This window comes from Jiella marina (assembly GCF_024359545.1).
Classification (GTDB): Bacteria; Pseudomonadota; Alphaproteobacteria; order Rhizobiales; family Rhizobiaceae; genus Jiella.
Map to the genome: position 1 here is coordinate 49,125 of NZ_JAKQZG010000016.1, position 21,105 is coordinate 70,229.

At 65.7% G+C, this 21,105-nt stretch carries 18 protein-coding genes; 12 read left to right on the forward strand and 6 right to left on the reverse strand.

Features of this window, described 5'->3' with window-relative positions; genetic code table 11:
- Positions 1-231: 231 nt before the first annotated feature.
- The 5 genes from ybgF (at position 232) to MF134_RS21750 (ending at position 7,450) form a co-directional block, all read left to right on the forward strand.
- A complete protein-coding gene (gene ybgF, locus MF134_RS24115) occupies positions 232-1,170 on the forward strand; it encodes a tol-pal system protein YbgF (RefSeq protein WP_255341512.1) in 939 nt (312 codons plus the stop codon).
- A gap of 13 nt (positions 1,171-1,183) precedes the next feature.
- Positions 1,184-2,638 carry a tRNA lysidine(34) synthetase TilS gene (gene tilS / locus MF134_RS21735; RefSeq protein WP_255341513.1) on the forward strand — a complete coding sequence of 485 codons (1,455 nt, stop codon included), beginning with the start codon at positions 1,184-1,186 and terminating at the stop codon, positions 2,636-2,638.
- Positions 2,639-2,756: 118 nt separating this feature from the next.
- A complete protein-coding gene (gene ftsH / locus MF134_RS21740; RefSeq protein WP_255341514.1) occupies positions 2,757-4,676 on the forward strand; it encodes an ATP-dependent zinc metalloprotease FtsH in 1,920 nt (639 codons plus the stop codon).
- A 209-nt stretch (positions 4,677-4,885) separates the two neighbouring features.
- Positions 4,886-6,232 carry a phosphoglucosamine mutase gene (gene glmM, locus MF134_RS21745; RefSeq protein ID WP_255341515.1) on the forward strand — a complete coding sequence of 449 codons (1,347 nt, stop codon included), beginning with the start codon at positions 4,886-4,888 and terminating at the stop codon, positions 6,230-6,232.
- Positions 6,233-6,451: 219 nt separating this feature from the next.
- Complete coding sequence (locus MF134_RS21750) at positions 6,452-7,450, forward strand: outer membrane protein (protein ID WP_255341516.1); 999 nt, start codon at positions 6,452-6,454, stop codon at positions 7,448-7,450.
- Positions 7,451-7,592: 142 nt separating this feature from the next.
- Here the strand turns inward: MF134_RS21750 and MF134_RS21755 are convergent, their stop codons facing one another.
- Both MF134_RS21755 and MF134_RS21760 read right to left on the reverse strand, forming a co-directional pair.
- A complete protein-coding gene (locus MF134_RS21755; RefSeq protein WP_255341531.1) occupies positions 7,593-8,015 on the reverse strand; it encodes a VOC family protein in 423 nt (140 codons plus the stop codon).
- Positions 8,016-8,017: 2 nt separating this feature from the next.
- A complete protein-coding gene (locus MF134_RS21760) occupies positions 8,018-9,910 on the reverse strand; it encodes a monovalent cation:proton antiporter-2 (CPA2) family protein (RefSeq protein WP_255341517.1) in 1,893 nt (630 codons plus the stop codon).
- A gap of 130 nt (positions 9,911-10,040) precedes the next feature.
- Between MF134_RS21760 and MF134_RS21765 the strand changes: the two genes are divergently transcribed.
- The 6 genes from MF134_RS21765 (at position 10,041) to lpxK (ending at position 15,704) form a co-directional block, all read left to right on the forward strand.
- Positions 10,041-11,378, forward strand: coding sequence for a TldD/PmbA family protein (locus MF134_RS21765; protein ID WP_255341518.1), 1,338 nt, complete (start codon positions 10,041-10,043; stop codon positions 11,376-11,378).
- 1 nt (position 11,379) lies between these two features.
- On the forward strand, positions 11,380-12,186 hold the full coding sequence (locus MF134_RS21770) for a 3'(2'),5'-bisphosphate nucleotidase CysQ (protein ID WP_255341519.1): 807 nt from the start codon (positions 11,380-11,382) through the stop codon (positions 12,184-12,186).
- A 43-nt stretch (positions 12,187-12,229) separates the two neighbouring features.
- Positions 12,230-12,460: a DUF4170 domain-containing protein gene (locus tag MF134_RS21775; RefSeq protein ID WP_255341520.1), complete on the forward strand. Its 231-nt coding sequence runs from the start codon at positions 12,230-12,232 to the stop codon at positions 12,458-12,460.
- Positions 12,461-12,595: 135 nt separating this feature from the next.
- Positions 12,596-13,312 (forward strand): lysophospholipid acyltransferase family protein, encoded by a 717-nt coding sequence (locus MF134_RS21780; RefSeq protein ID WP_255341521.1) that lies wholly within the window; start codon positions 12,596-12,598, stop codon positions 13,310-13,312.
- Positions 13,309-14,640, forward strand: coding sequence for a lipid IV(A) 3-deoxy-D-manno-octulosonic acid transferase (waaA, locus tag MF134_RS21785; RefSeq protein ID WP_457590043.1), 1,332 nt, complete (start codon positions 13,309-13,311; stop codon positions 14,638-14,640). The genes MF134_RS21780 and waaA overlap by 4 nt, the downstream gene beginning before the upstream one ends.
- Positions 14,637-15,704 carry a tetraacyldisaccharide 4'-kinase gene (gene lpxK, locus MF134_RS21790; RefSeq protein ID WP_255341522.1) on the forward strand — a complete coding sequence of 356 codons (1,068 nt, stop codon included), beginning with the start codon at positions 14,637-14,639 and terminating at the stop codon, positions 15,702-15,704. The genes waaA and lpxK overlap by 4 nt, the downstream gene beginning before the upstream one ends.
- Before the next feature lie 9 nt (positions 15,705-15,713).
- Here lpxK and MF134_RS21795 read toward each other — a convergent pair whose 3' ends face one another.
- A complete protein-coding gene (locus tag MF134_RS21795; RefSeq protein ID WP_255341523.1) occupies positions 15,714-15,926 on the reverse strand; it encodes a DUF2093 domain-containing protein in 213 nt (70 codons plus the stop codon).
- Positions 15,927-16,103: 177 nt separating this feature from the next.
- Positions 16,104-17,999: a DNA mismatch repair endonuclease MutL gene (gene mutL, locus MF134_RS21800; protein WP_255341524.1), complete on the reverse strand. Its 1,896-nt coding sequence runs from the start codon at positions 17,997-17,999 to the stop codon at positions 16,104-16,106.
- A gap of 232 nt (positions 18,000-18,231) precedes the next feature.
- Between mutL and MF134_RS21805 the strand changes: the two genes are divergently transcribed.
- The gene (locus MF134_RS21805) at positions 18,232-19,062 is read left to right on the forward strand and encodes a hypothetical protein (RefSeq protein WP_255341525.1); all 831 of its coding nucleotides are present in this window, start codon (positions 18,232-18,234) and stop codon (positions 19,060-19,062) included.
- Here MF134_RS21805 and MF134_RS21810 read toward each other — a convergent pair.
- Entirely contained in the window at positions 19,034-19,900 is an 867-nt protein-coding gene (locus MF134_RS21810) for a DUF6064 family protein (protein ID WP_255341526.1), read from the reverse strand. The genes MF134_RS21805 and MF134_RS21810 overlap by 29 nt on opposite strands.
- A gap of 9 nt (positions 19,901-19,909) precedes the next feature.
- Positions 19,910-20,845 carry an aldo/keto reductase gene (locus MF134_RS21815; RefSeq protein ID WP_255341527.1) on the reverse strand — a complete coding sequence of 312 codons (936 nt, stop codon included), beginning with the start codon at positions 20,843-20,845 and terminating at the stop codon, positions 19,910-19,912.
- Between the last annotated feature and the right edge of the window lie 260 nt (positions 20,846-21,105).

Consider the following 21,105-nt stretch of genomic DNA (forward strand, 5'->3'; position numbering starts at 1 on the left):
GGATCGAACAGGAAAGCGGTGGAGACCCTCGTCTCCGCCGCTTCTGTCGACGGCACGCCAAACTTTGGCCGAACTCCCTCGTTCCATGCTCGAACGTGGATCGGATGCCGCACGCCGTTGCTTTTTTCCTCCCGGGGAGGGCCGATGACGCCCTCGCCTCTGGCCGACGGGCGGAAGCGCGCAACGTTATCGTGTTCCGATCCATCATGGCTTGATCGAGGGGATGATACCGTGACGAATTATCCGACGCTTCGCCGCGGCCTTGCGGCGGCAGCGCTTGTCGCTTTCCTGCAGCCGCAGACGGCGATGTCTTTCGAACTGCCCGGCGTGTTCGATCAGAGCGAGCGGCCGGCGGCCGAAGTGCCGCTTCCTGCGCCCTCGGTCTCAGAGGCCATGAGCCGGGACGATGGCCAGCCGATGCGGGTCGCGCAGTCGGGCGAGGTGCTGGTTCGCCTGAACCAGCTCGAAGAAGAAATCCGCCGGCTGAACGGCCGGGTCGAGGAGTTGAGTTTCCAGCTTCTTCAGGCCCAGGAGGACATGCGGAAATATCGCGAGGACAGTGAATTCCGCTTCCAGCAGCTGGAGGGCGGCAGTTCTTCTTCGTCCGGCAGCGGCGAACGGCGCGGCGAGGCGGCGCCGGCCCCGTCAGGCACGAGCAACGATCAGGCCGCGGTCGACGATATCGGCCAGCTTCTGGACAACGGCCTCGATACCTCATCGCTCGATACCGGCTCGGGCGACGGTCCGCCGTCCGGCGGCTCGCAGACGGTCGCGAGCGTTTCGCCGAACGGGCCGGGCGAGATGTATGATCTTGCCTACAATTATCTCCTCGCCGGCGACTATGCGCTCGCCGAAGAGGCCTTCCGGCAGTATTCCCAGACCTTTCCGAATGCGGATGACGCACCGGACGCGCAATACTGGCTGGGCGAGAGCCTGTTCCAGCAGCAGAAGTACAATGAGGCGGCCGAAGTGTTCCTCGAAGCCCAGAAAGGCCACCCCGACAGCGCCAAGGCGCCGGAAATGATGCTGAAGCTCGGCATGTCGCTCGCCAAGCTCAACAATCGCGAGACCGCCTGCGTCACGTACAAGGAAGTCTCGCGGCGCTATCCGCAGATGAGCGACAATGTCCGCCGCAAGCTCACTGACGAGCAGAAAGCTGCGAGCTGCTGAGCCCCTCGGGCCGATGGCCGTCGCCTTGGCCGACCGGATGGGCAGCCCTTCCTCACCCTCTCTACCTCTTCTGGATACCGCCCTCGTCGCGGCGATCGACGCGCTGATCGGCACAGCTACGACCTGCGGCGTCGAAACCGGCACCATTCTGCTCGCAGTCTCCGGCGGACCGGACTCGCTTGCTCTGTTGCTCGGAGCGGCGGCGTGGGTCCGTGCCGGGAAAACTTCGTCACGTCTTGCCGTCGCCACCGTGGATCATCGCCTGCGGCCCGAATCCGCCGGTGAGGCAGCCTTCGTCGCCCGGCTTTGTGCCGATCTGGGAATGGCGCATGACACCCTCGTATGGGACGGGGCGGAACACCGGGGCAATCTCGCAGCGGCGGCGCGAGAAGTGCGCTATCGCCTTCTTCTCGGCCACGCACGCAAATGCGGGGCAGGGCTCGTCTTGACCGCACACCATCAGGACGATCAGATCGAGACCCATTGTCTTGCCGAACGGCGCGGCGCGGCGCCCATCGACGCAGCGGGTATGCGAGCGCTCAGATACCTGGATGTGGACGTCCTGCTCGGGCGGCCCTTTCTCGAAATTCCCAGGACGAGCCTCGTGGAGGCTGTCGGACGGACGGGCTTGAGGCCTGTCGACGATCCCTCAAATCGTGATCCGGCCTATCAGCGCGTGACGATCCGGCAGCACCTGGCGGCAGGCCGGCTCGACCGAAAAAGCGTGCTCGAAGGCCTCAACCATTGCCGGCGCCAGCGGGAGGCGGCGGACGCCGCTCTCGCGAGGACCGTCGCGGAATTGTCCGCGGCCGATGCGCTCGCATTCCACACGGACGGCGCAGTCCGGCTTTCTTCCAAAGCCTACGCGGCGCTGGACGATGACATCGCCTGGCGGCTTCTGTCGCGGCTCGTCGTCGCGGTTTCAGGTGAAAACGCTCCGCCTTCGGGCCCTGCAATCCAGCGGATGCACCACGCCCTTCTCGCCGCATCGGCGGATGGCGAAGTCGTGATCCGCACGCTGGCAGGCGCGCTGATCATGAGCACGGATGCAATCCTGTTCATGCGCGAAATCGGACGGCGCGGCATTGAGTCGCTCGCTCTGGAGGCCGCGCCGCGTCTTGTCCCCGGTCGATGGCTGGCCGAACTCGGGTCGGCACGTCCGGGTCGGAGCCCTGCGTCCCGTCCGCACTGGACCCTCTTCGACGGGCGTTTCGCGGTGGAGATCGGCGCCTGGCAGGACGTTCCCGGTGCGACGCTCGTGCCATTGGCAAGCCTCGGCAAGGGCAATCGCCGCCAACTCTCGCAGCCGGTTCTGGTCGATGGGAAACGTCGGCCGGTAGCGGCGGCCGCGGCCGCCGCGGCGCGAATCGGTCCTGACCTGCCGAGGCTCGAATGTCTGTCTTTGAGCCGGTTTCGGCTCATGCGCGACCTGCCGGAAACACCTTCCGTTCAGCCCATTTCACGATGAGTGACGAAATGCTCCCCATTTTGCCGCAAATGGGGGGTCAAGATGTTGGCATTGGCCGGCGGAGCACTTATCTTCCGCCGGTCCGTATCGCGGTCATCTCGCCCATTCAGGAAGAGTGATGAACCAGAATTTTCGAAATTTCGCGCTTTGGGCCATCATTGCCCTGTTGTTGATCGCACTCTTCCAGCTGTTTTCCAACGGCTCGCAGAATGCCGGCGCGCGAGAGATCCCCTATTCGCAGTTTCTCGCCGATGTCGATACCGGCCGCGTCCAGACCGTGACGATCCAGGGCCAGCAGATCACCGGCAAGTTCAATGACGGGTCCTCGCCGTTCCAGACCTACGCCCCGGAAGACGCCAATCTCGTCTCGCGGCTGGAAAGCAAGAACGTCCAGATCAACGCCGCCCCTCCGGGTGACAATTCCAACCCGATCTGGTCGATGCTCCTGTCCTTCGGGCCGATCCTCCTGATCCTCGCCGTCTGGATCTTCCTGATGCGTCAGATGCAGGGCGGTGCCGGCGGCAAGGCGATGGGCTTCGGCAAGTCCAAGGCCAAGCTCCTGACCGAGGCCCACGGGCGCGTCACCTTTTCCGACGTCGCCGGCGTCGAGGAGGCCAAGCAGGACCTCGAGGAGATCGTCGAATTCCTGCGCGAGCCGCAGAAGTTCCAGCGCCTCGGCGGCAAGATCCCGCGCGGCGTGCTCCTCGTCGGCCCTCCGGGCACCGGTAAGACGCTGCTGGCGCGCTCCGTCGCGGGCGAAGCCAATGTGCCGTTCTTCACGATTTCGGGTTCGGACTTCGTCGAGATGTTCGTCGGCGTCGGCGCCAGCCGCGTCCGCGACATGTTCGAGCAGGCGAAGAAGAACTCGCCCTGCATCATCTTCATCGACGAGATCGATGCCGTCGGTCGTCACCGCGGCGCCGGGCTCGGCGGCGGCAATGACGAGCGCGAGCAGACGCTGAACCAGCTTCTGGTCGAGATGGACGGTTTCGAGGCGAACGAAGGCATCATCCTGATCGCCGCCACCAACCGTCCGGACGTGCTCGATCCTGCGCTTCTGCGTCCCGGCCGTTTCGACCGTCAGGTCGTCGTTCCGAATCCGGACGTCACTGGCCGCGAGCGCATTCTGAAGGTGCATGTGCGCAATGTGCCGCTTGCCCCGAATGTCGATCTGAAGACGATCGCGCGCGGCACGCCCGGCTTCTCGGGTGCGGACCTCGCCAACCTCGTCAATGAGGCAGCGCTGATGGCGGCGCGGCGTTCGAAGCGCCTCGTCACCATGCTCGAATTCGAGGACGCCAAGGACAAGGTCATGATGGGCGCCGAGCGCCGGTCCATGGCCATGACCGAGGAAGAGAAGAAGCTGACGGCCTATCACGAGGCCGGCCATGCTCTCGTCGGTATCCACGAGCCGTTCAACGATCCGCTGCACAAGGTCACGATCATTCCGCGCGGTCGGGCCCTCGGCGTGACCATGAACCTGCCGGAGCGCGACCGTTACGGCATGCGCAAGAACGAGATGGAGGCCCGTCTCGCCATGATCTTCGGCGGCCGTGCGGCGGAGGAGATCATCTATGGCGAGGAGAACGTCACCACCGGTGCCTCCAACGACATCCAGCAGGCGACCAACATGGCCCGCGCCATGGTGATGGAATACGGCATGAGCGACAAGCTCGGCCGGCTGCGCTACAAGCAGAACCAGGACGAGGTCTTCCTCGGCCATTCCGTCGCCCAGCAGCAGAACATGTCGGAAGAGACCGCCCGGCTGATCGACTCCGAGGTTCGCGGCATCATCGAGACCGCCGAGAACAAGGCGCGTCAGATTCTGCACGACCACATCGACGAGCTCCACACGCTCGCCAAGGCGCTGCTCGAATACGAGACGCTCTCCGGCGACGAGGTCCGCGACCTTCTGGCCGGCCGGCCGCTCAGCCGCGACATGGGCGACGACACCCCGCCGTCGCGCGGCTCGGCCGTGCCCAAGGCGGGCCCGCAGCGCCCGGCCCGAGGCGACGGTCTGGAGCCGCAGCCCACCTGAGCACAAGCCATTCAGGCGACGAGATCGAAGGGCGGCCCGCGGGTCGCCCTTTTTTCAGAGTTCCCTTACCTTCGATCGCGATTGCACCGGCGCTGCAACCGTTGCGAAACGTGGTGTGTCGGATAGTCCGGCCCGAAGGCAGCCGAAATCAACAATCACACCGGCCGAAGCCGTCAGGCTGCCCGGCCGGGCGACGAGGGTTCGTTACCATGGCAAAAAGCTATTTCGGAACCGACGGCATTCGCGGCACGGCCAATCGCCATCCGATGACCGCCGAGGTCGCGATGAAGGTCGGCATGGCCGCCGGCATCGTCTTCAAGCGTGGCAGCTATCGCCATCGGGTCGTCATCGGCAAGGACACGCGCCGTTCGAGCTACATGATCGAGAACGCCATGGTCGCGGGCTTCACCGCAGCCGGCGTCGACGTCTTCCTACTCGGACCCATGCCGACTCCGGCCGTCGCCATGCTGACGCGTTCGCTGAGGGCCGATATCGGGGTCATGATCTCCGCCTCGCACAATCCGTTCGAGGACAACGGCATCAAGCTGTTCGGTCCGGACGGCTACAAGCTCAACGATCATATCGAGGCAGAGATCGCTGCCCTCATCAACGAGGATCTCAGCGGGCGCATGCCGACAGGTGCAGGGATCGGCAAGGCCAAGCGTGTGGATGGCGACATCTACCGCTATATCGAGTTCGCCAAGCGCACCCTGCCGCGCGAACTCTCCTTCGAGGGCATGCGGGTGGCGATCGACTGCGCCAATGGCGCGGGCTATCGCGTTGCGCCCGAAGTGTTGTGGGAACTGGGCGCGGAGATCGTGCCGATCGGCGTTGACCCGGACGGCACGAACATCAATCTCGATTGCGGCTCGACCGCGCCGCAGGCGCTGATTTCCAAGGTCAAGGAAGTGCGTGCGGACATCGGCATCGCCCTCGATGGCGATGCCGACCGGGTGCTGCTTGTCGACGAGAAGGGCCAGATCGTTGATGGCGATCAGTTGATGGCGGTGATCGCCGAAAGCTGGGCCGACGACGGACGCCTCGCCGCCGGGGGCATCGTCGCGACGATCATGTCCAATCTCGGCCTCGAGCGCTTCCTCGAAGCCAAGCACCTCCAGCTGGCGCGCACCAAGGTCGGCGACCGCTACGTGGTCGAGCATATGCGTGAGCATGGCTACAATGTCGGCGGTGAACAGTCGGGCCACATCATCCTTTCGGATTTCGCCACCACCGGCGACGGCCTCGTCTCGGCGCTGCAGGTGCTGGGCGTGGTGAAGCGCAAGGGTGGCACTGTCTCGGAAATCTGCCGACGCTTCGAGCCGGTTCCGCAGGTCTTGAAGAACGTGCGCTATCGCAATGGCGAACCGCTCCAGGAAGGCCGGGTGCAGGATGCGATCGCCGCCGGCCGCGACCGGCTCGGCAACAGCGGGCGTCTGGTGATCCGCCCCTCGGGAACCGAGCCCCTGATCCGGGTGATGGCCGAGGGCGACGACGCCGCTCTGGTGGGCGCGGTGGTCGATGACATCGTCGGCGCCCTGACCCAGGCCGCGGCATAGGCCGACCTCCGAACCCTTGCCATTTCCTCGGTTGATGCCCCTCCGGCACCATCCTGCACAGCAGCTCGGGTGCCGCTTGGGCAATTCCTGCCTGATGTTTGTGCAATTACGGTAAACAACCGCTCAACGAAAACCTTTCGTTAACCATTCCTGTTTACCGTTTCCGGTGAGGTCACTTGAGAAGTGGCGTCAGCACCGAGCTCACCGGAGACGCAATCCATGAAGAAACTGCTTTTGACGACCGTCGCCGCCCTCGGTGCCTGGTCGTTCGCCGCCCCGGCTGCGATGGCCGCGGACATCATCGAAGAACCCGTCTACATCGCGCCGCCGGCGCCGGAACCGGTCGTGTCGCATGCCGGCTGGTACCTGCGCGGCGACGTCGGCTATAATTTCAAGTCCAAGTCGAGCGGCGACTACGACTTCTGGAATCCCGGCGACACGTCTCCTCTGCCGTATGACGACGGCTGGGTCCGCGGAATCGACCATACCGAGCACTACGACGAATTCTCGCTGCGCGGCTCGGCGAATTTCAGTGCCGGTGTCGGTTACCGCTTCAACAAGCATTTCCGCACCGATCTGACGGTCGACTACTTCAAGGCCGACATGGAAGGTTCGAGCCGGTGCGGCTACCTGGTCGAGATCGGCTACCTCCTGGATCCGACCAACAACGACTGCCGCTACAACGACTCTTCCTCGGCGTCGGTCTGGACTGCGATGGCCAACGCCTATGTCGACATCGGCACCTATGGTCGCATCACGCCCTATATCGGCGCCGGCCTCGGCTTCGCTCACGTCAGCTACGACGAGATGAAGAACAGCATCGATTGCACGGGCGGCCTGTGCACCGGCAACGGCACCTATGTGGGAACCCATCCGGGTGAGTCCTCCTGGCGCTTCGCCTCCTCGCTCATGGCCGGTGCGACCGTCGACATCACCAAGAAGCTGAAGTTCGACGCGGGCTACAAGTACACCCGGATCGCCGCCGGCGACGCCTTCGGCTACGACGCTCTTGATCGCAGCAATGGCGCGTCGGGCGTCCAGTCCCGTGACCATGGCTTCGACATCCACACCATCAAGGCTGGTCTGCGCTACGAATTCGGCGGTGGCGGCGTTGGGTTCGGCAAGGGCAAAGGCAAGGCGCCAGCCCCGCTGTACGACGAGCCGGCTCCGATCTACGCCGACGCACCGACCTACGTCGATACGCCGATCTACAAGTAAGGCCTCTTTGGCCACAAAGGGACACGAGTCGCGACCGAACTCTCGCGGCTCACCTTTCCCGAACAGGAACGCCCGCCGCATCTTAAATGATGCGGCGGGCGTTCCTGCGTCGAAGCTTGACCCACCAGGCCCTGGCGCCTTCCTAAGCTGCAAAAACCGCGGCCATGTCGGCGAAGCCCTTGAACTCCAGCGCATTGCCGGAGGGATCACGCAGGAACAGCGTCGCCTGCTCACCGGGTTCTCCACGAAACCGCACCATCGGTTTCTCGATCCAGTCGACGTCGTCCCGCTGGGACAGTCGTTCTGCAAGGGCGCTGAATTCTTCCATGGAAAGGACGACGCCGAAATGCGGAATCGGCACGGCATGACCGTCGACCTGACCGGTGGCATCGGCCGCGCGCTCTGCCGCATCCGCGCGGCGATGGGCGGAAAGCTGGTGGCCGAACAGGTCGAAATCGACCCAGGTTTCGGACGAACGGCCGATCTTCGCGCCGAGCACGTCGCGATAGAAGGCGCGCGTGGTCTCGAGATCGGCGACCGGGAAGGCGAGATGGAAGGGCTTGATCGTCATCGTCTGTTGACCTTGTTGGGGGGAGTGCGGCGACCGGCGAAAAGCAGGCCGCGGCGCCGGCGTTTCGGCGCATTGTCTTCGATCACGGCGCCGGTGTCCTCGCCATCGGGCATCTTTTCGACCGCGTGAAGGCCGGGTTTCGGTTTGACCAGCGGTTCGGGCGTGACCACACGCGAGGTCACCATGTCGCTGCCGGCGTAAACGCCCTCCGCTTCCTGCAGTTTCAGGCGCGCGGTGTCGCGATGGCGGACGTCCTCGACGATCCGCTCGGCGAGTTCCTCCTCGACGCCGAGGGCGTTGATCGTCGCGCCGCCGAAGGAAAGCGCCGATTCCACCGTCTCTCGGATTTCGTAGTCGACGCCTCGCGCCCTCAGGGAGAGGGCGTGGCTGCGGTCATAGGAGCGGACGTACAGTCGCACGTTCGGGAATTCGTGCCGGATGAGATCGACGACGCGGTCGGTCGTCTCGCGCTTGTTGGTACAGACGGCGACCAGTGAGGCCCGGCGGATCCCGGCGGCTTCGAGCACGTCCTTGCGCACGCCCGAGCCGAAATAGATGCGGAAACCGAAGCGCTCGGCCGTACGGATGCGATCGACCGAGGAGTCGAGGATGGTCACGTCGATCCCGCTCGACAGGAGCACCTGCGCGACGATCTGGCCGAAGCGAGAGAAGCCGACCAGCAGAACCTCCGAGCCGGCGCCTTCGAAATCCTCCTCCAGTTCCTCTTCCCGGGCCGGCTGCACCATGAGACGGCCGAGATAGGTGGCGAGAGGCGTGAGGACCATCGAAAGCGACACGATCGCGATCAGGATGGACGAGGTCTCGGCGGAGAAGATCTGGTTGGCGGCCGCCGCAGAGAAAAGCACGAAGCCAAATTCGCCGGCCTGCGCGAGAAGCGTCGCCACCTTGATGGACAGGTCGTGTCCCTCGCCGAAGAGGCGGCACAGGCCGTAGAGAAGTCCTGCCTTGACGACCATCAGGGCTGGGGCGGTGAACAGGATGATCATCCAGAACTCGCGGATCACCGCGAGATCGATCGACAGGCCGACACCGATGAAGAACAGGCCGAGCAGAAGCCCGCGAAATGGCTCGATATTGGCTTCCAGCTCGTGCCGATAGGAGGAATCGGCCAGGAAGACGCCGGCGATGAAGGCGCCCATCGCCATGGAGAAGCCGGCCGCCGCCATCAGCATGGCCGAGCCGAGAACGACGAAGAGGGCTGCCCCGAGCATGACCTCTCGCGCGCCTGCGGAAGCCATCAGCCGGAACAACGGATTGAGCAGGAACCGGCCGGCCAGGATGAGCGCCGCGACCGCCGCGACCGAGAGGGCGATCTGGCCGGGCTCGATCTCCGCCTCGCCGCCGAAAGGGCCGAGAAAGGGAATGATCGCCAGGAGCGGAACCACCGCGAGATCCTGAAACAGCAGCACCGAGAAGGCCGCCTGGCCATGATGGGTGTTGGTCTCCCCCGCTTCGTCGAGGAGCTGCATGCCGAAGGCGGTGGAGGAGAGCGCCAGGCCGAAACCGACGACAAGGGCGGTCGAGATGTCGAGGCCGACCGGGTAGGCCGCGACCGCCGCCAGCACGAGGCCGCTGACCATGACCTGGGCGAGGCCGATGCCGAAGATCTGGCGCCGCATCGCCCACAACCGGTCGAGCTTCAGTTCGAGCCCGATGATGAACAGGAGGAAGACGACGCCGAGCTCGCCGATCGCCAGAAGTTCCTCTCCCTCGCCGATCAGGCGGAAGACCGGCCCCATCGCGATGCCGGCGGCGAGATAGCCGAGCACGGTGCCCAGCCCCATCCGCTTGAACAGCGTGCCGGCGATGATCCCGCCGCCCAGGAGGAGGACAACCTCCAGGAAAATGGCTTCAGACCCGTGTTCCAATGGCGCTCGCTCATCCCTATCTGGTTCTCATCGCGGCTTGTCGCCGCTTCTTGATCATAGCGCAAACCCTGCCTTGCGGAGGATGCGCTGCACAATAGATATTTTCCGGGAAAGTGCAGGTGGGGAAACGATGGACGAAAACACCAGGCGCCTGACCGAGACCGCCGAGCGGCTGATCGACGCGGCGCGCCGCGCCGGCGCCGACAAGGCGGACGCGGCCGTTGTGCGGTCCTTCGGGCGCTCGGTCTCGGTGCGGCTCGGCAAGGTCGAGGATACCGAAAGCGCCGAGAGCGAAGACCTTGCCCTGCGCGTCTTCGTCGGCCAGCGCGTTTCGACCGTTTCCGCCGACATCAACGCCGATGTGGACCGTCTGGCCGAGCGCGCGGTCGCCATGGCTAGGGTCTCGCCGGAGGACCGTTTCGCGGCTCTCGCGCCGAGGGACCGCCTTGCGAAGGACGATCTCGACCTCGATCTCTACGATGCGACCGAGCTTGCGAGCGAGACCATGGTCGAGCAGGCCCTGGCGCTGGAAGATGCTGCGCGCGCCGTCAAGGGCGTCACCAATTCCAATGGCGCCTCGGTCTCCGCCGGCTCCAGCGGTCTCGTTCTCGTGACCTCGGAAGGCTTCGTCGGCGAGCGGATGCGCTCCGGCTTTTCGCGATCGGTCAGCGTGATCTCCGGCGAGGGGACGCGGATGGAGCGCGACTATGATTTCGATTCGCGCATCCACTACGCCGATCTCGACCCGGTGGAAGCGATCGGACGGCGGGCGGGCGAGCGCGTGGTGCGGCGGCTCGATCCCGGAAAGCTGCTGACCGCGACTTATCCGATCGTGTTCGATCCGCGCGTCGCGCGCGGGCTCCTCGCCAATCTCGTCAGCGCAATCAACGGTGCCGCGATCGCCCGCGGCACGAGCTTCCTGAAGGACCGGATGGGGGAGGCCGTGCTGCCGGAATCCATGACCGTGACCGACGAGCCGTTGCTGGCCCGTCGCGCGGGCTCGCGGCCGTTCGACGGCGAGGGTGTGCGCGGCGAGACCCTCAGGCTCGTCGAAAATGGCATCCTCAGGCATTGGCTGCTCGATACGGCCACCGCCAACGAACTCGGTCTTCAGACCAATGGCCGCGCGGCGCGCTCCTCCGGCGGCGTGTCGCCCTCGGCGAGCAACGTCACGCTTTCGCCTGGCGGGGTCTCGCCCGAAGAACTGATCGCCGAGACCGGGCACGGCATCTATGTGCACGAGATGATCGGCCAGGGCGCCAATCTCGTCACCGGCGACTACAGCCGCGGCGCGACCGGCTATCTGATCGAAAATGGCGAACTGACGCGCCCGGTGTCGGAAATCACCATCGCCGGCAATCTCAGGGAGATGCTCCTGTCGCTGACGGCCGCCAACGATCTCGACACGCGGTTCTCGATCGTCGCTCCGACCTTGCGCGTCGCCGGGATGACGGTCGCGGGGCAATAACGTGCCGGAACATGCTCCATCCCGCCTTGCCGACGACCTGACGCTCCTCTCCGAAGCCGCCCGCGAGGCGGGTTCGATCGCCATGCGGTATTTCCGCCGTGATCCGAAGGTCTGGTACAAGGAAGGCAATTCCCCCGTCAGCGAGGCCGACTACGCGGCGGACGATTATCTGAAGCGCGTCCTCACCGCCGCCCGGCCGGGCTATCGCTGGATCTCGGAAGAAACTCCGCCGGACGGCAGTGAGAGCGAGTCGGACGGGCGCTGCTTCGTTGTCGATCCGATCGATGGCACGCGCGCCTATCTGCGCGGCGAGGATGTCTGGTGCGTCTCGATCGCCGTGGTGGAGGCCGGACGGCCGATCGTCGGCGCGATTCACGTGCCGGTGCGCGAAGAGACCTTCGAAGTCACGGTGGACGGGCCGCCGCTGTTGAACGGCATGGCTTGCACGGTCAGTGCCGTCGCAGCCGGGCAGCCGATGCGGCTTTCGGTTCCCGACGGCATGCGGCGGAGAATGTCCAGGGCGCAACGCGAAGGGATCGTGTCGGTGGAGTCGATCCCGTCGCTCGCCTACCGGCTTTCGCTCGTGGCCTCCGGTCGGCTCGACGGCACGCTGGTGCGTCCGCGCGCCAATGACTGGGATCTGGCCGCCGCCGATCTCTTGCTGCAGCGGGCGGGCGGACTCATCTGCGACGATCAGGGCCATCTTCCCCATTATGGCCGGGAGGGCGGGTCGCATGGCCTGCTGGTGGCCGGAGCCCTTGGCTCCGAGCGCCGGCTGCGCGATATGGCGAGGGAAATCGCCGGTTGAGTGGGCCGCCCGGGCGTGGCGAAGCAAACGGAAAGGAGACTTCATGCAGGAAGAAAAACCCAAGCAGCTCTTGCACCTGGTTTTCGGCGGCGAGCTGAACGACCTCTCCAGCATCGAGTTCAAGGACCTGGAAAGCCTTGATATTGTCGGAATTTTCCCGGACTACGCCTCGGCACATGCCGCCTGGCGCGGCAAGGCGCAGCAGACCGTCGACAACGCGGCCATGCGCTACTTCATCGTGCACATGCACAGGCTGCTCGATCCGCAAAGCTGATGGGCAGGAATCGCAGGGGGCGACGTGTCGCGTACCATGTCGGATGAGACATTTTCCGGTGAAACGGTAGGACCCGTCGCAACGGTCGCACGAGACAAGACGGAGCGAAAGCGCCCGCCACGCCGGCGCAGCGTCATGCGCGAAATCGCCCGTTCGCCCGCCTTCGTCCAGATCGTGGGGGGAGCGGTCTATCGCTTGCTGCGTTTCGTTCGTGCCACCCAGCGACCGGTTCCGGGCTCCTCGGAAAGCGCCCGCATTCTGCGGGAGCAGCATCCGGCGATCGTCGGGCTCTGGCACGGCCAGCACCTCTTGGCCCCGTTCTTCCGACCGACCGACCTTCCCTATGCCGCGCTTCTGTCGCGTTCGACAGACGCCGCGATCAATGCGGCGGTGGTGGAGCGGTTCGGCATCGCCACGGTGCGCGGCTCCGGCGGTCGGTCGACGACGAAGGGCAAGCGCGCCCGCAAGAAGGGCGGTGCCCGGGCCCTCGTCGCCATGCGGCGCCTCCTGGCGAACCATACCGGCATCTGCATGATTGCCGATGTGCCCAAGGGAACCCCGCGCGAATCGGGGCAGGGCATCGTGACGCTCGCCAAGATTTCCGGCCGGCCGATCATCCCCTCCGCGGCGGTGACCAGCCGGCACCACATCGTCGAAAGTGCCTGGGACAGAACCCGGATTCCGCTTCCCTTCGGGCGGATCGCCGTGGTGATGGGCGAGGCGATCCACGTGCCGCCGGATGCCGACGACGCGCTTCTGGAGGAAAAGCGCCGCGAGGTGACGCAGGCGATCGAAACGGCAAACCGCGAGGCCGAGCGCCTCGTCGCGGCCCAAGCCGGGCGATCGCGGTGAGCGACGCCATGACCCGAGCCGCCTTTGCCGCTTATCGTCTGGCCGGCGTCGTCGCCTATCCGCTGATCGGCCCCTATGTCGGCTGGCGGGCGTCGCGCGGCAAGGAGGAGCGGCGGCGGCTGAAGGAGCGCTGCGGCCATGCCGGGCGCGAGCGGCCGGTTTCCGGTCCCGTGGTCTGGTTGCACGCGGCCAGCGTCGGGGAGACCGTGGCCGTGATGCCGCTCGTCCAGGCCATCGCCGCAGACGGCCTGTCGATCGTCATGACCACCGGCACCACCACCTCAGCTCGTCTGGTCGAGGAGCGCCTGGCGGATTCGGTGATCCATCAATATGTGCCCCTCGACGTCCAGCCGGCGGTGACCCGCTTCCTCGACCATTGGCGGCCGGATCTGGCGATCGTTGCGGAAAGCGAGATCTGGCCGCTCACCATCCAGGAACTGCGACAGCGTCACATTCCGCAACTTCTCGTCAATGCTCGCCTGTCCGACCGGTCCTTCAGCCGGTGGAAGGGGACGCCCCGCTTCGCCGAGGCGCTGTTCGAGAATTTCTCCCATGTGGTGGCGCAATCGGATGTCGACGGGGAGCGCTTTCGCATCCTGGGCGCCGCCTCGGTGTCCGTTGCTGGGAACCTGAAGGCCGACGCGGCCCCGCTTCCCTTCGATTCCGAGCAGCTCGCGAGGCTGAACGCTTCGCTCGGTGACCGGCCCCGCTGGGCGGCGATCTCGACCCATCCCGGTGAGGAGGAGATCGTCGCTGCGGCGCATCTCGCTCTCAAGACGCGCCATCCGGGCCTTTGCACCATCATTGTGCCGCGCCATGTCGAACGCGCGGCAGCTATCGCAAAAATTCTCGGCGACAAGGGCCTCAAAGTCGCGCGGCGCAGCCGCGGCGAGTGGCCGGAGCCGGGAATCGACATCTATCTCGGCGACACGATGGGCGAACTGGGCCTCGTCATGAGAACCACGGAGATCGCCTTCATCGGCAAGTCGATCACCGGCCAGGGCGGCCAGAACCCGCTCGAAGCCGCGATGCTCGGGACCGGCATCCTGTCCGGCCGCTATGTCCAGAATTTCCGCGACAGCTTTCAGCGTCTCCTGAGAAATGGCGGTGCCCAGATCGTGCGAGACGCCGACAGCCTGTCGGCGGCGGTGGACGATCTCCTCAGCGAGCCCGAACGGCGCCGGGCCATGGCGAGTGCCGCGGCCCGCACCGTGAGCGAGATGCGCGGCGCCCTCGATCGAACGCTGGGCGCGCTCGATCCCTATCTTCATCCCTTGCGGCTCTCGGTGAGCCTGGAGCAGCGCGAGCGCGCGGGGGCTCTGCGGTGAAGGCCGCGCGCGCGCCGGCCTTCTGGTGGCAGCCACCCTCTCTCGTTTCCCGCCTGCTCACGCCGGCATCCTTCACCTATGGCCGCGTCGCGCGGCGCAATCTGGTGCATGGGCCGCGGTCGCCCGCCGATTGCCCGGTTCTTTGCGTTGGCAATTTCACCGTCGGCGGGGGCGGCAAGACGCCGACGGCGATCGCGCTCGGCCATGCCGCGCTGTCTCTGGGGCGCCGGCCGGGCTTCGTCTCCCGCGGCTATGGACGCAAGAGCCGCAAACCGCTGATCGTCGATCCCGCGCGCCACGGCGTGGCCGATGTGGGCGACGAGCCTCTGCTTCTCGCGCGCGTCGCGCCGACGGCGGTCGCGGCTGACCGGGCGGTGGCGGCCGAACTCCTGATGCGCGAGCGTGGGGTGGATTTCGTCATCATGGATGACGGCTTCCAGAGCGCCCATCTTGCGATCGACTATGCGCTGATCGCCCTCGACGCTCGGCGCGGCCTCGGCAACGGCGCTGTCTTTCCGGCCGGCCCGCTGCGCGCACCGCTCATCGACCAGATCCGCCATGCGGACGGTCTGCTTCTCATCGGCTCCGACGAGGAGGACAATCGCAACGGGGAGGTGGCGGTTCGGATGATGGCGCGGGCGGGGCGGCCGATCTTTTCGGGCAGCCTCGTGCCGAAGTCGCGGCACATCCTGTTCGGCGAGCGGATCCTCGCCTTTGCCGGGATCGCCGATCCGACGAAGTTCTACGCCTCGCTTCGCGATCTTGGCTGCGACGTGGTGGAAACCCGCGACTTCCCCGACCATCACCCCTTCGTGCCCGACGATCTGGCGGCTCTCGCCGAGCGGGCGCGGACGGAAAAGCTTGTCCTGGCGACCACCCGCAAGGACGCCGTGCGGATCGCCGGCGTCGAGGATGGCGAGATATTCCTCAAAGGCTGCGCAGTGCTTGATGTCGAACTGGAATTTGCAGTGCCGACGGTCCCCCGGCGCATCGTCCGCGAGACGATCGCAGAATTCGAGCGACGGCGCACGCATCTCGTGCCCGCCCATCCGGCAGAGGGCTGAGCGCGGCTGTCAGTTCGCCTGACGCGCTTCCAGTTCGCGGCGGAAGGCCGCGGCCCCGTCCACATAGGCTTCCTGGCGTTCCACGCTCCAATAGCGCAGAAGGTCCAGCGGGATCGCCTCGCCGGTCACCGCGCAGCGGACATAGGAGCCCGCCCGGATCACCTGGAAATCCGGTGTCCCGTACCGCAGCTTCGCCTCGCCCGAATTTTCGAAACGGTTCATGGCCGTTCACTCCGATCGTTCGCGGCTCGCACTACGGCGTCTTTCCCGGAAATGCAATCGGACGATCCGACGCTGCGCTAAAGCATGAGCCCGATTTCGGAATCGGGTCTCATGCTCCAGACCTTTGTTTTCGCTTCGGATAATCCGAAAACCGGGACCACTTTTCGGTCCGATGCGCTATCGCCGGCCGAAGAGCTTCTCGATATCGGCAAGCCCCAGCTCGATAAAGGTCGGCCGGCCGTGATTGCACTGTCCGGCGCCCGGCGTCCTCTCCATCTCGCGCAACAGCGCGTTCATCTCGTCGAGCTTCAGCGCCCGGCCCGAGCGCACCGAGCCGTGGCAGGCGATGGTCGCGGCGACATGGTCGATGCGACTCGACACCGTGTCGGCCGTGCCGAATTCGGCCAGTTCGTCGGCGAGATCGCGGACGAGCCGGGCAATATCGGTCTGGCCGAGGATCGCCGGCGTCGCGCGCACCGCGACGGCGGCCGGGCCGAAGCGCTCGACGGTCAGCCCGAGCTGTTCCAGGCTTTCTGCGTGTTCGGCGAGGCGCTCGGCATCGTCCTCGGTCAGATCGATGATCTCGGGAATGAGCAGCCCCTGAGAGGGCAGTGCTCGACCGTGAATCGCCGTCTTCAGCGCCTCGTAGACCAGCCGCTCATGGGCAGCGTGCTGATCGACGAGAACGAGGCCCTTGTCGGTTTCGGCGACGATGTAATTGCCGTGAAGCTGTGCCCGCGCCGCGCCCAGCGGATAGTCTTCGGCCGCCTTGCGGACGGGCTGCTGCGGTCCGGTCGGTGCCATCCGCATCGGCGGGCCATCCGGGACCGGGTGCAAATCTTCGTCAAAGCCTGAGGGAGCGGAGAGGCCGGTGGGCGCCGTGTCCTCCTGCGCCGGCCGTTCCAGCGTCTCGGTCGCGCTCGGGGAGAACGGGCGGAAAGGCGAGGCGCCGGGATCGTAGTCAGCCTGGCGAGGGGCGGAGAAGCCGCCCGGCGCAAATCCGTCGAAGCGCCTGGGCGCCGGTTGGACGCTCTCCGCATTCGCCCGCATCCGCGCCATCAGGCCCGCCGTGCCTTCCGAGGATGCGCGCAGGCCCGATTCGGCGAAGGCCTGGCGCAGCGCGCCGACGATCAGGCCGCGCACGAGGCCGGGATCGCGAAACCGGACATCGGCCTTGGCCGGATGAACGTTGACGTCCACCAGCGTCGGATCGAGGGTCAAGAACAGGACGGCGACCGGGTGACGATCCTTCGCCATCACGTCGGCATAGCCGCCGCGCAGCGCCGAGACGAGCATCTTGTCGCGCACCGGCCGGCCATTGACGAAGAGATATTGCTGCAGCGAGTTGCCACGGCTGAAGGTCGGCAGACCCGCCAGTCCAGAAAGCCGCACCTCCTCGCGCTCGGCATCGAGCGTGATCGCATTTTCTGCGAATTCCTCGCTGACGATCTGGCCGATCCGCTCGCCCATGGTCCGCGCAGACTCGAACACGGTGGTCGAGCGGTCGGGGCCGGAGAGTTCGAAGCGGATTTCCGGCTCGGCGAGGGCCAGGCGCCGCACCACATCCGTAATAGCCGAGGTCTCGGCGCGGTCGCTCTTCAGGAATTTCAGCCGCGCCGGCACGCTCTGGAAGAGATCGCGTACCTCGACCACCGTGCCGCGCGACAGCGCCGTCGGGCGCGGGCCGTCGCATTCCCCATCTCGGATCTCGACCTCATGGGCTTCGCTTGCGCCCTCTGCCCGCGAGCGCAGGAGAAGCCGGGCGACCGATCCGATCGAAGGCAGCGCCTCGCCGCGAAAGCCCAGCGTCGCGATCCCGTCAAGGCCTGCGGCAAGCTTCGAGGTGCAGTGTCGCCGCACCGCCAGGCGCAATTCGTCCCGGGGGATGCCGCAGCCATCGTCAGTGACGCGCAACAGGGTCTTGCCGCCGCCGGCCGTCGCGATCTCGATCCGGGTCGCGCCGGCGTCGATGGCGTTTTCCACCAGTTCCTTGACGACGCTCGCCGGCCGTTCGACCACTTCGCCGGCAGCGATCTGATCGATGAGCTGTTCGTCGAGCTGGACGATGGGCAAGGGGACGCTCCGGGCCGCCGGGTAGGTTCAGGCCATGATTTTATTCGAGCATCGCCGGCGCTTCAAACGGCTGGCGGGGAAGTTTGCTGGAATCGCACCCTTCTCGGCAGACTTGTCCACTGACATCGAGATTACGCTTGGTTAACTATGAGTGCAGGACGTTTCAGTTGATTTAGTGAATTCTGCAACTTTTGGGAAAGTCTGGCCATGGAGGCATGGACGGAGTTTGCCCATGAAATTCAAACGGTCTGGCACGTGGGGCGTCGCAACGATGGCATCCGCGTTGATGGCAATGGTCGGCTCGAAGGACGCGGCAGCCGGCGCCTGGACCTTGAAGGCAGGCGAGGGGCAGGCGATCGTCACGGGGCTCTATTCGGAAGCGGACGCCGGGTTCGATTCGTTCGGCGATGTGAACTCCGACGTCGACTTCGCCAAGGGCACGGTGAGCGCTCTCGTCGAATATGGCCATACGGACTGGCTGACATTCCTGGGTGAAGCCGAGATCGGCAGTTCCGCCGAAAACGGGCTTCCCTTCGCCCGCCCGGCGCTGTCGAACTTCGCCGGCGGGGCCCGGATGCGCGTCTTCGAGGCTGAAGGCTTTGTCGCTTCGGCGCAATTGACCGCGCGTTTCGAAGACGCCTTTGGCGAAGCGGACGCGGCCGTGGACACCTTTGGCTGGGAGGCGCCGCAGATCGAGTCGCGGCTGCTTCTGGGCTACGGTTTCGAATTGTGGGACTACCCCATCTTCCTCGACGTGCAGGCGGGCTATCGGGCGCGGGTGGCGAAGCGCGACGAGGGCTTCGACGAGGTGAGGCTCGACTTTACCGCCGGGGTGCGGCCACGCTCCGACATGCTTCTGCTTCTCCAGTCCTTCTCGACCATCGCGGCGGCCGGGCCGGAGAGCGCCCGCCTGCCGGACTATCATTATCACAAGGCGCAGGCCTCCGTGGTTTATGACCTCAATGAAAAGTGGTCGCTGCAGGCAGGGGGCTTTGCAACGGTGGCCGGCAAGAACGCGCTGCGGGAACAGGGCGTCACGACGGCGGTCTGGTACCGGTTCTGAGCGCAGCTCGGGCCGGGGCCGATGTCGGGAGCAGCGTCTTCGGACGATCTGCTTTGATCGGGCCCATGTGCGAGGTTCTGGCCCGCTCGGCGGCCAATGAAGTAGCGAGGCGAGGGCGTGGCGCGGATGCGCGATCATCGGCCTCGGGCTGCAAAGCGTTTAGGCGGCGCGTCGGCCACAGGACACCGGCCAGTCCCAGAAGACCGATGGCGATCAGGAGTCCCGCTTTCAGATCGGCGCCAAGACCGATCAGCGTGACAGCACTCGCGGCCAGCCAGAGGACGGGCACCACCGCCAGAAGAAACCGCCAGCGGCTCGGCCAGAAGCCGAACAGGCCGAGCGCGACCAAAGCGGTCGGGTCCGGCGCGAGGCCGAACCATTCCAACGCGGCGATCTCATCGCCGAGGACGTAGCCGGCAAGCGGATGGCCGAACAGGCCATACAAGACGACGAAGGCGGCGATCGCCGCTCCGGCAGCCGTTTGTCCCATCTGAACCGCGCCTGCCGGCGCGATGAGGAAGGCGGCGAGGGCACAAAGCACCGCCTGAGCCGCGAACGCCCAGCCGGGATAGACGGCCGTCCAGTTGATCGTCTGGTAGACCCCGAAGAAGAAGGTCCAGCCGGAGGTGGCGAAGGCGAGCGCCAGAAGAATGGCGCTTGCGCGAGCCCCCTCGGGACGCCGTGAATGCAGCAGCCACAGCGTGCCACATGCGGCCAGTGTGAGCACCAGCGCGATCGGCCGGTGATTGTCGTTCAGAAGGCCGAACAGCCCGCGATAGATCGTCAGGTCGAAAAGCAGGAAGTCGGCAAGCGAATAGCTCGAAAGATCGGTAAGCATCGTGCGTCGTTACAGCTCGTCGAAATAGCGCGCCATCTCCTGACGCATGGCGGCGTCCGGCATGGGACCGCGTGCGGCCGCCATGTTTTCGCGGACGTGATCAACCTGCCGCGTCGCCGGAATGGCGACGGTGAGCGCCGGATGCGAGACGATGAACTTCAACAGAAATTTCGGCCAGGTTTCTGCTTCGATCTCGGCGGCGAAACCGGGTAGCTCGGCCCCCTCGACGGCCGAGATCAGCGCGCCGCGCCGGAACGGGCGGTTGGCGATGACGGCGATGCCGCGTTCTTGAGCGAGCGGCAGGAGCCGGTTTTCCGGCTCGCGGTCGGCGATGTTGTAGGTGAGCTGGACGAAGTCGATCGGCCTCGATTCCATGATCCGCTCTATCTCATCGTGCCGGCGGCCATGGGAGGTGGTAATGCCGACGTAGCGGACGAGGCCTTCCTCTTTCATCGCTTGGAGCGTGTCGAGATGACCTTCCCAGCCGAGGAGATTGTGCACCTGCATCACGCCGAAACGATCGACGCCCCACAGCCTCCGGGTCTCGGCGATCTGGTCGGGGCCTTCGGAAACGTCGGTAGTCCAGACCTTGTCGGTGGGAAAGAGCTGATCGGGAATGCCGAGCTGTTCGAGCCCGTGACCGACGGTCGCCTGGGACGAGCCGTACATGGGCGAGGAATCGATCATCGCGCCCCCGGCTTCGAAAAACGCTTCCATCACCGCAGTGCGCTGGGCGAGCGCTTCCGGGTTGTTGCCGACATTGAAGGTGATCCAGGTGCCCATGCCGACTACCGGCAGTTCAACGCCGGACGAGGGGATCGCCTTCCTGAGCGGCGATCCGGCGACCGCCTGCTGCGCGAAGGACGGGCCGGCAAGGGCGAGGACGCCCGACGCTGCAGCACCCTTCAGAACCGTGCGGCGAGGAATCGGCTTTTCGAACGGCATTCTGATCGTCCTCCGTGTCGTTTTCGTCTCGGAGGGCAACTGGCTTCAAAGCGTCTTCGTTGCGTCGAGGCCTGCGGCGAAACGCCTGCCCGGGTTCACGGTCGCGTCAGGTGTGCCACGTGCGCAGGGGCCGGGCGCTCGCGTAAGTTTGCGTCCAAGAGGGCGTATCCAGTGGATCGTAAGATGCACAAATCCTCCTTTAAGGACCGGGCGGCGGAACCAATCCCTGGATCCGACGAACGAATAAGCGCATAAGCCAT

Excerpts from the sequence above, each read along its gene's own strand:
- MF134_RS21795 (WP_255341523.1), bottom strand. The coding sequence starts at position 15,926 with ATGAACCGTTTCGAAAATTCGGGCGAGGCGAAGCTGCGGTACGGGACA.
- MF134_RS21805 (WP_255341525.1), top strand. The coding sequence starts at position 18,232 with ATGAAATTCAAACGGTCTGGCACGTGGGGCGTCGCAACGATGGCATCC.
- MF134_RS21765 (WP_255341518.1), top strand. The coding sequence starts at position 10,041 with ATGGACGAAAACACCAGGCGCCTGACCGAGACCGCCGAGCGGCTGATC.
- MF134_RS21815 (WP_255341527.1), bottom strand. The coding sequence starts at position 20,845 with ATGCCGTTCGAAAAGCCGATTCCTCGCCGCACGGTTCTGAAGGGTGCT.
- glmM (WP_255341515.1), top strand. The coding sequence starts at position 4,886 with ATGGCAAAAAGCTATTTCGGAACCGACGGCATTCGCGGCACGGCCAAT.
- MF134_RS21810 (WP_255341526.1), bottom strand. The coding sequence starts at position 19,900 with ATGCTTACCGATCTTTCGAGCTATTCGCTTGCCGACTTCCTGCTTTTC.
- tilS (WP_255341513.1), top strand. The coding sequence starts at position 1,184 with ATGGCCGTCGCCTTGGCCGACCGGATGGGCAGCCCTTCCTCACCCTCT.
- MF134_RS21775 (WP_255341520.1), top strand. The coding sequence starts at position 12,230 with ATGCAGGAAGAAAAACCCAAGCAGCTCTTGCACCTGGTTTTCGGCGGC.
- MF134_RS21750 (WP_255341516.1), top strand. The coding sequence starts at position 6,452 with ATGAAGAAACTGCTTTTGACGACCGTCGCCGCCCTCGGTGCCTGGTCG.
- ftsH (WP_255341514.1), top strand. The coding sequence starts at position 2,757 with ATGAACCAGAATTTTCGAAATTTCGCGCTTTGGGCCATCATTGCCCTG.
- MF134_RS21780 (WP_255341521.1), top strand. The coding sequence starts at position 12,596 with ATGCGCGAAATCGCCCGTTCGCCCGCCTTCGTCCAGATCGTGGGGGGA.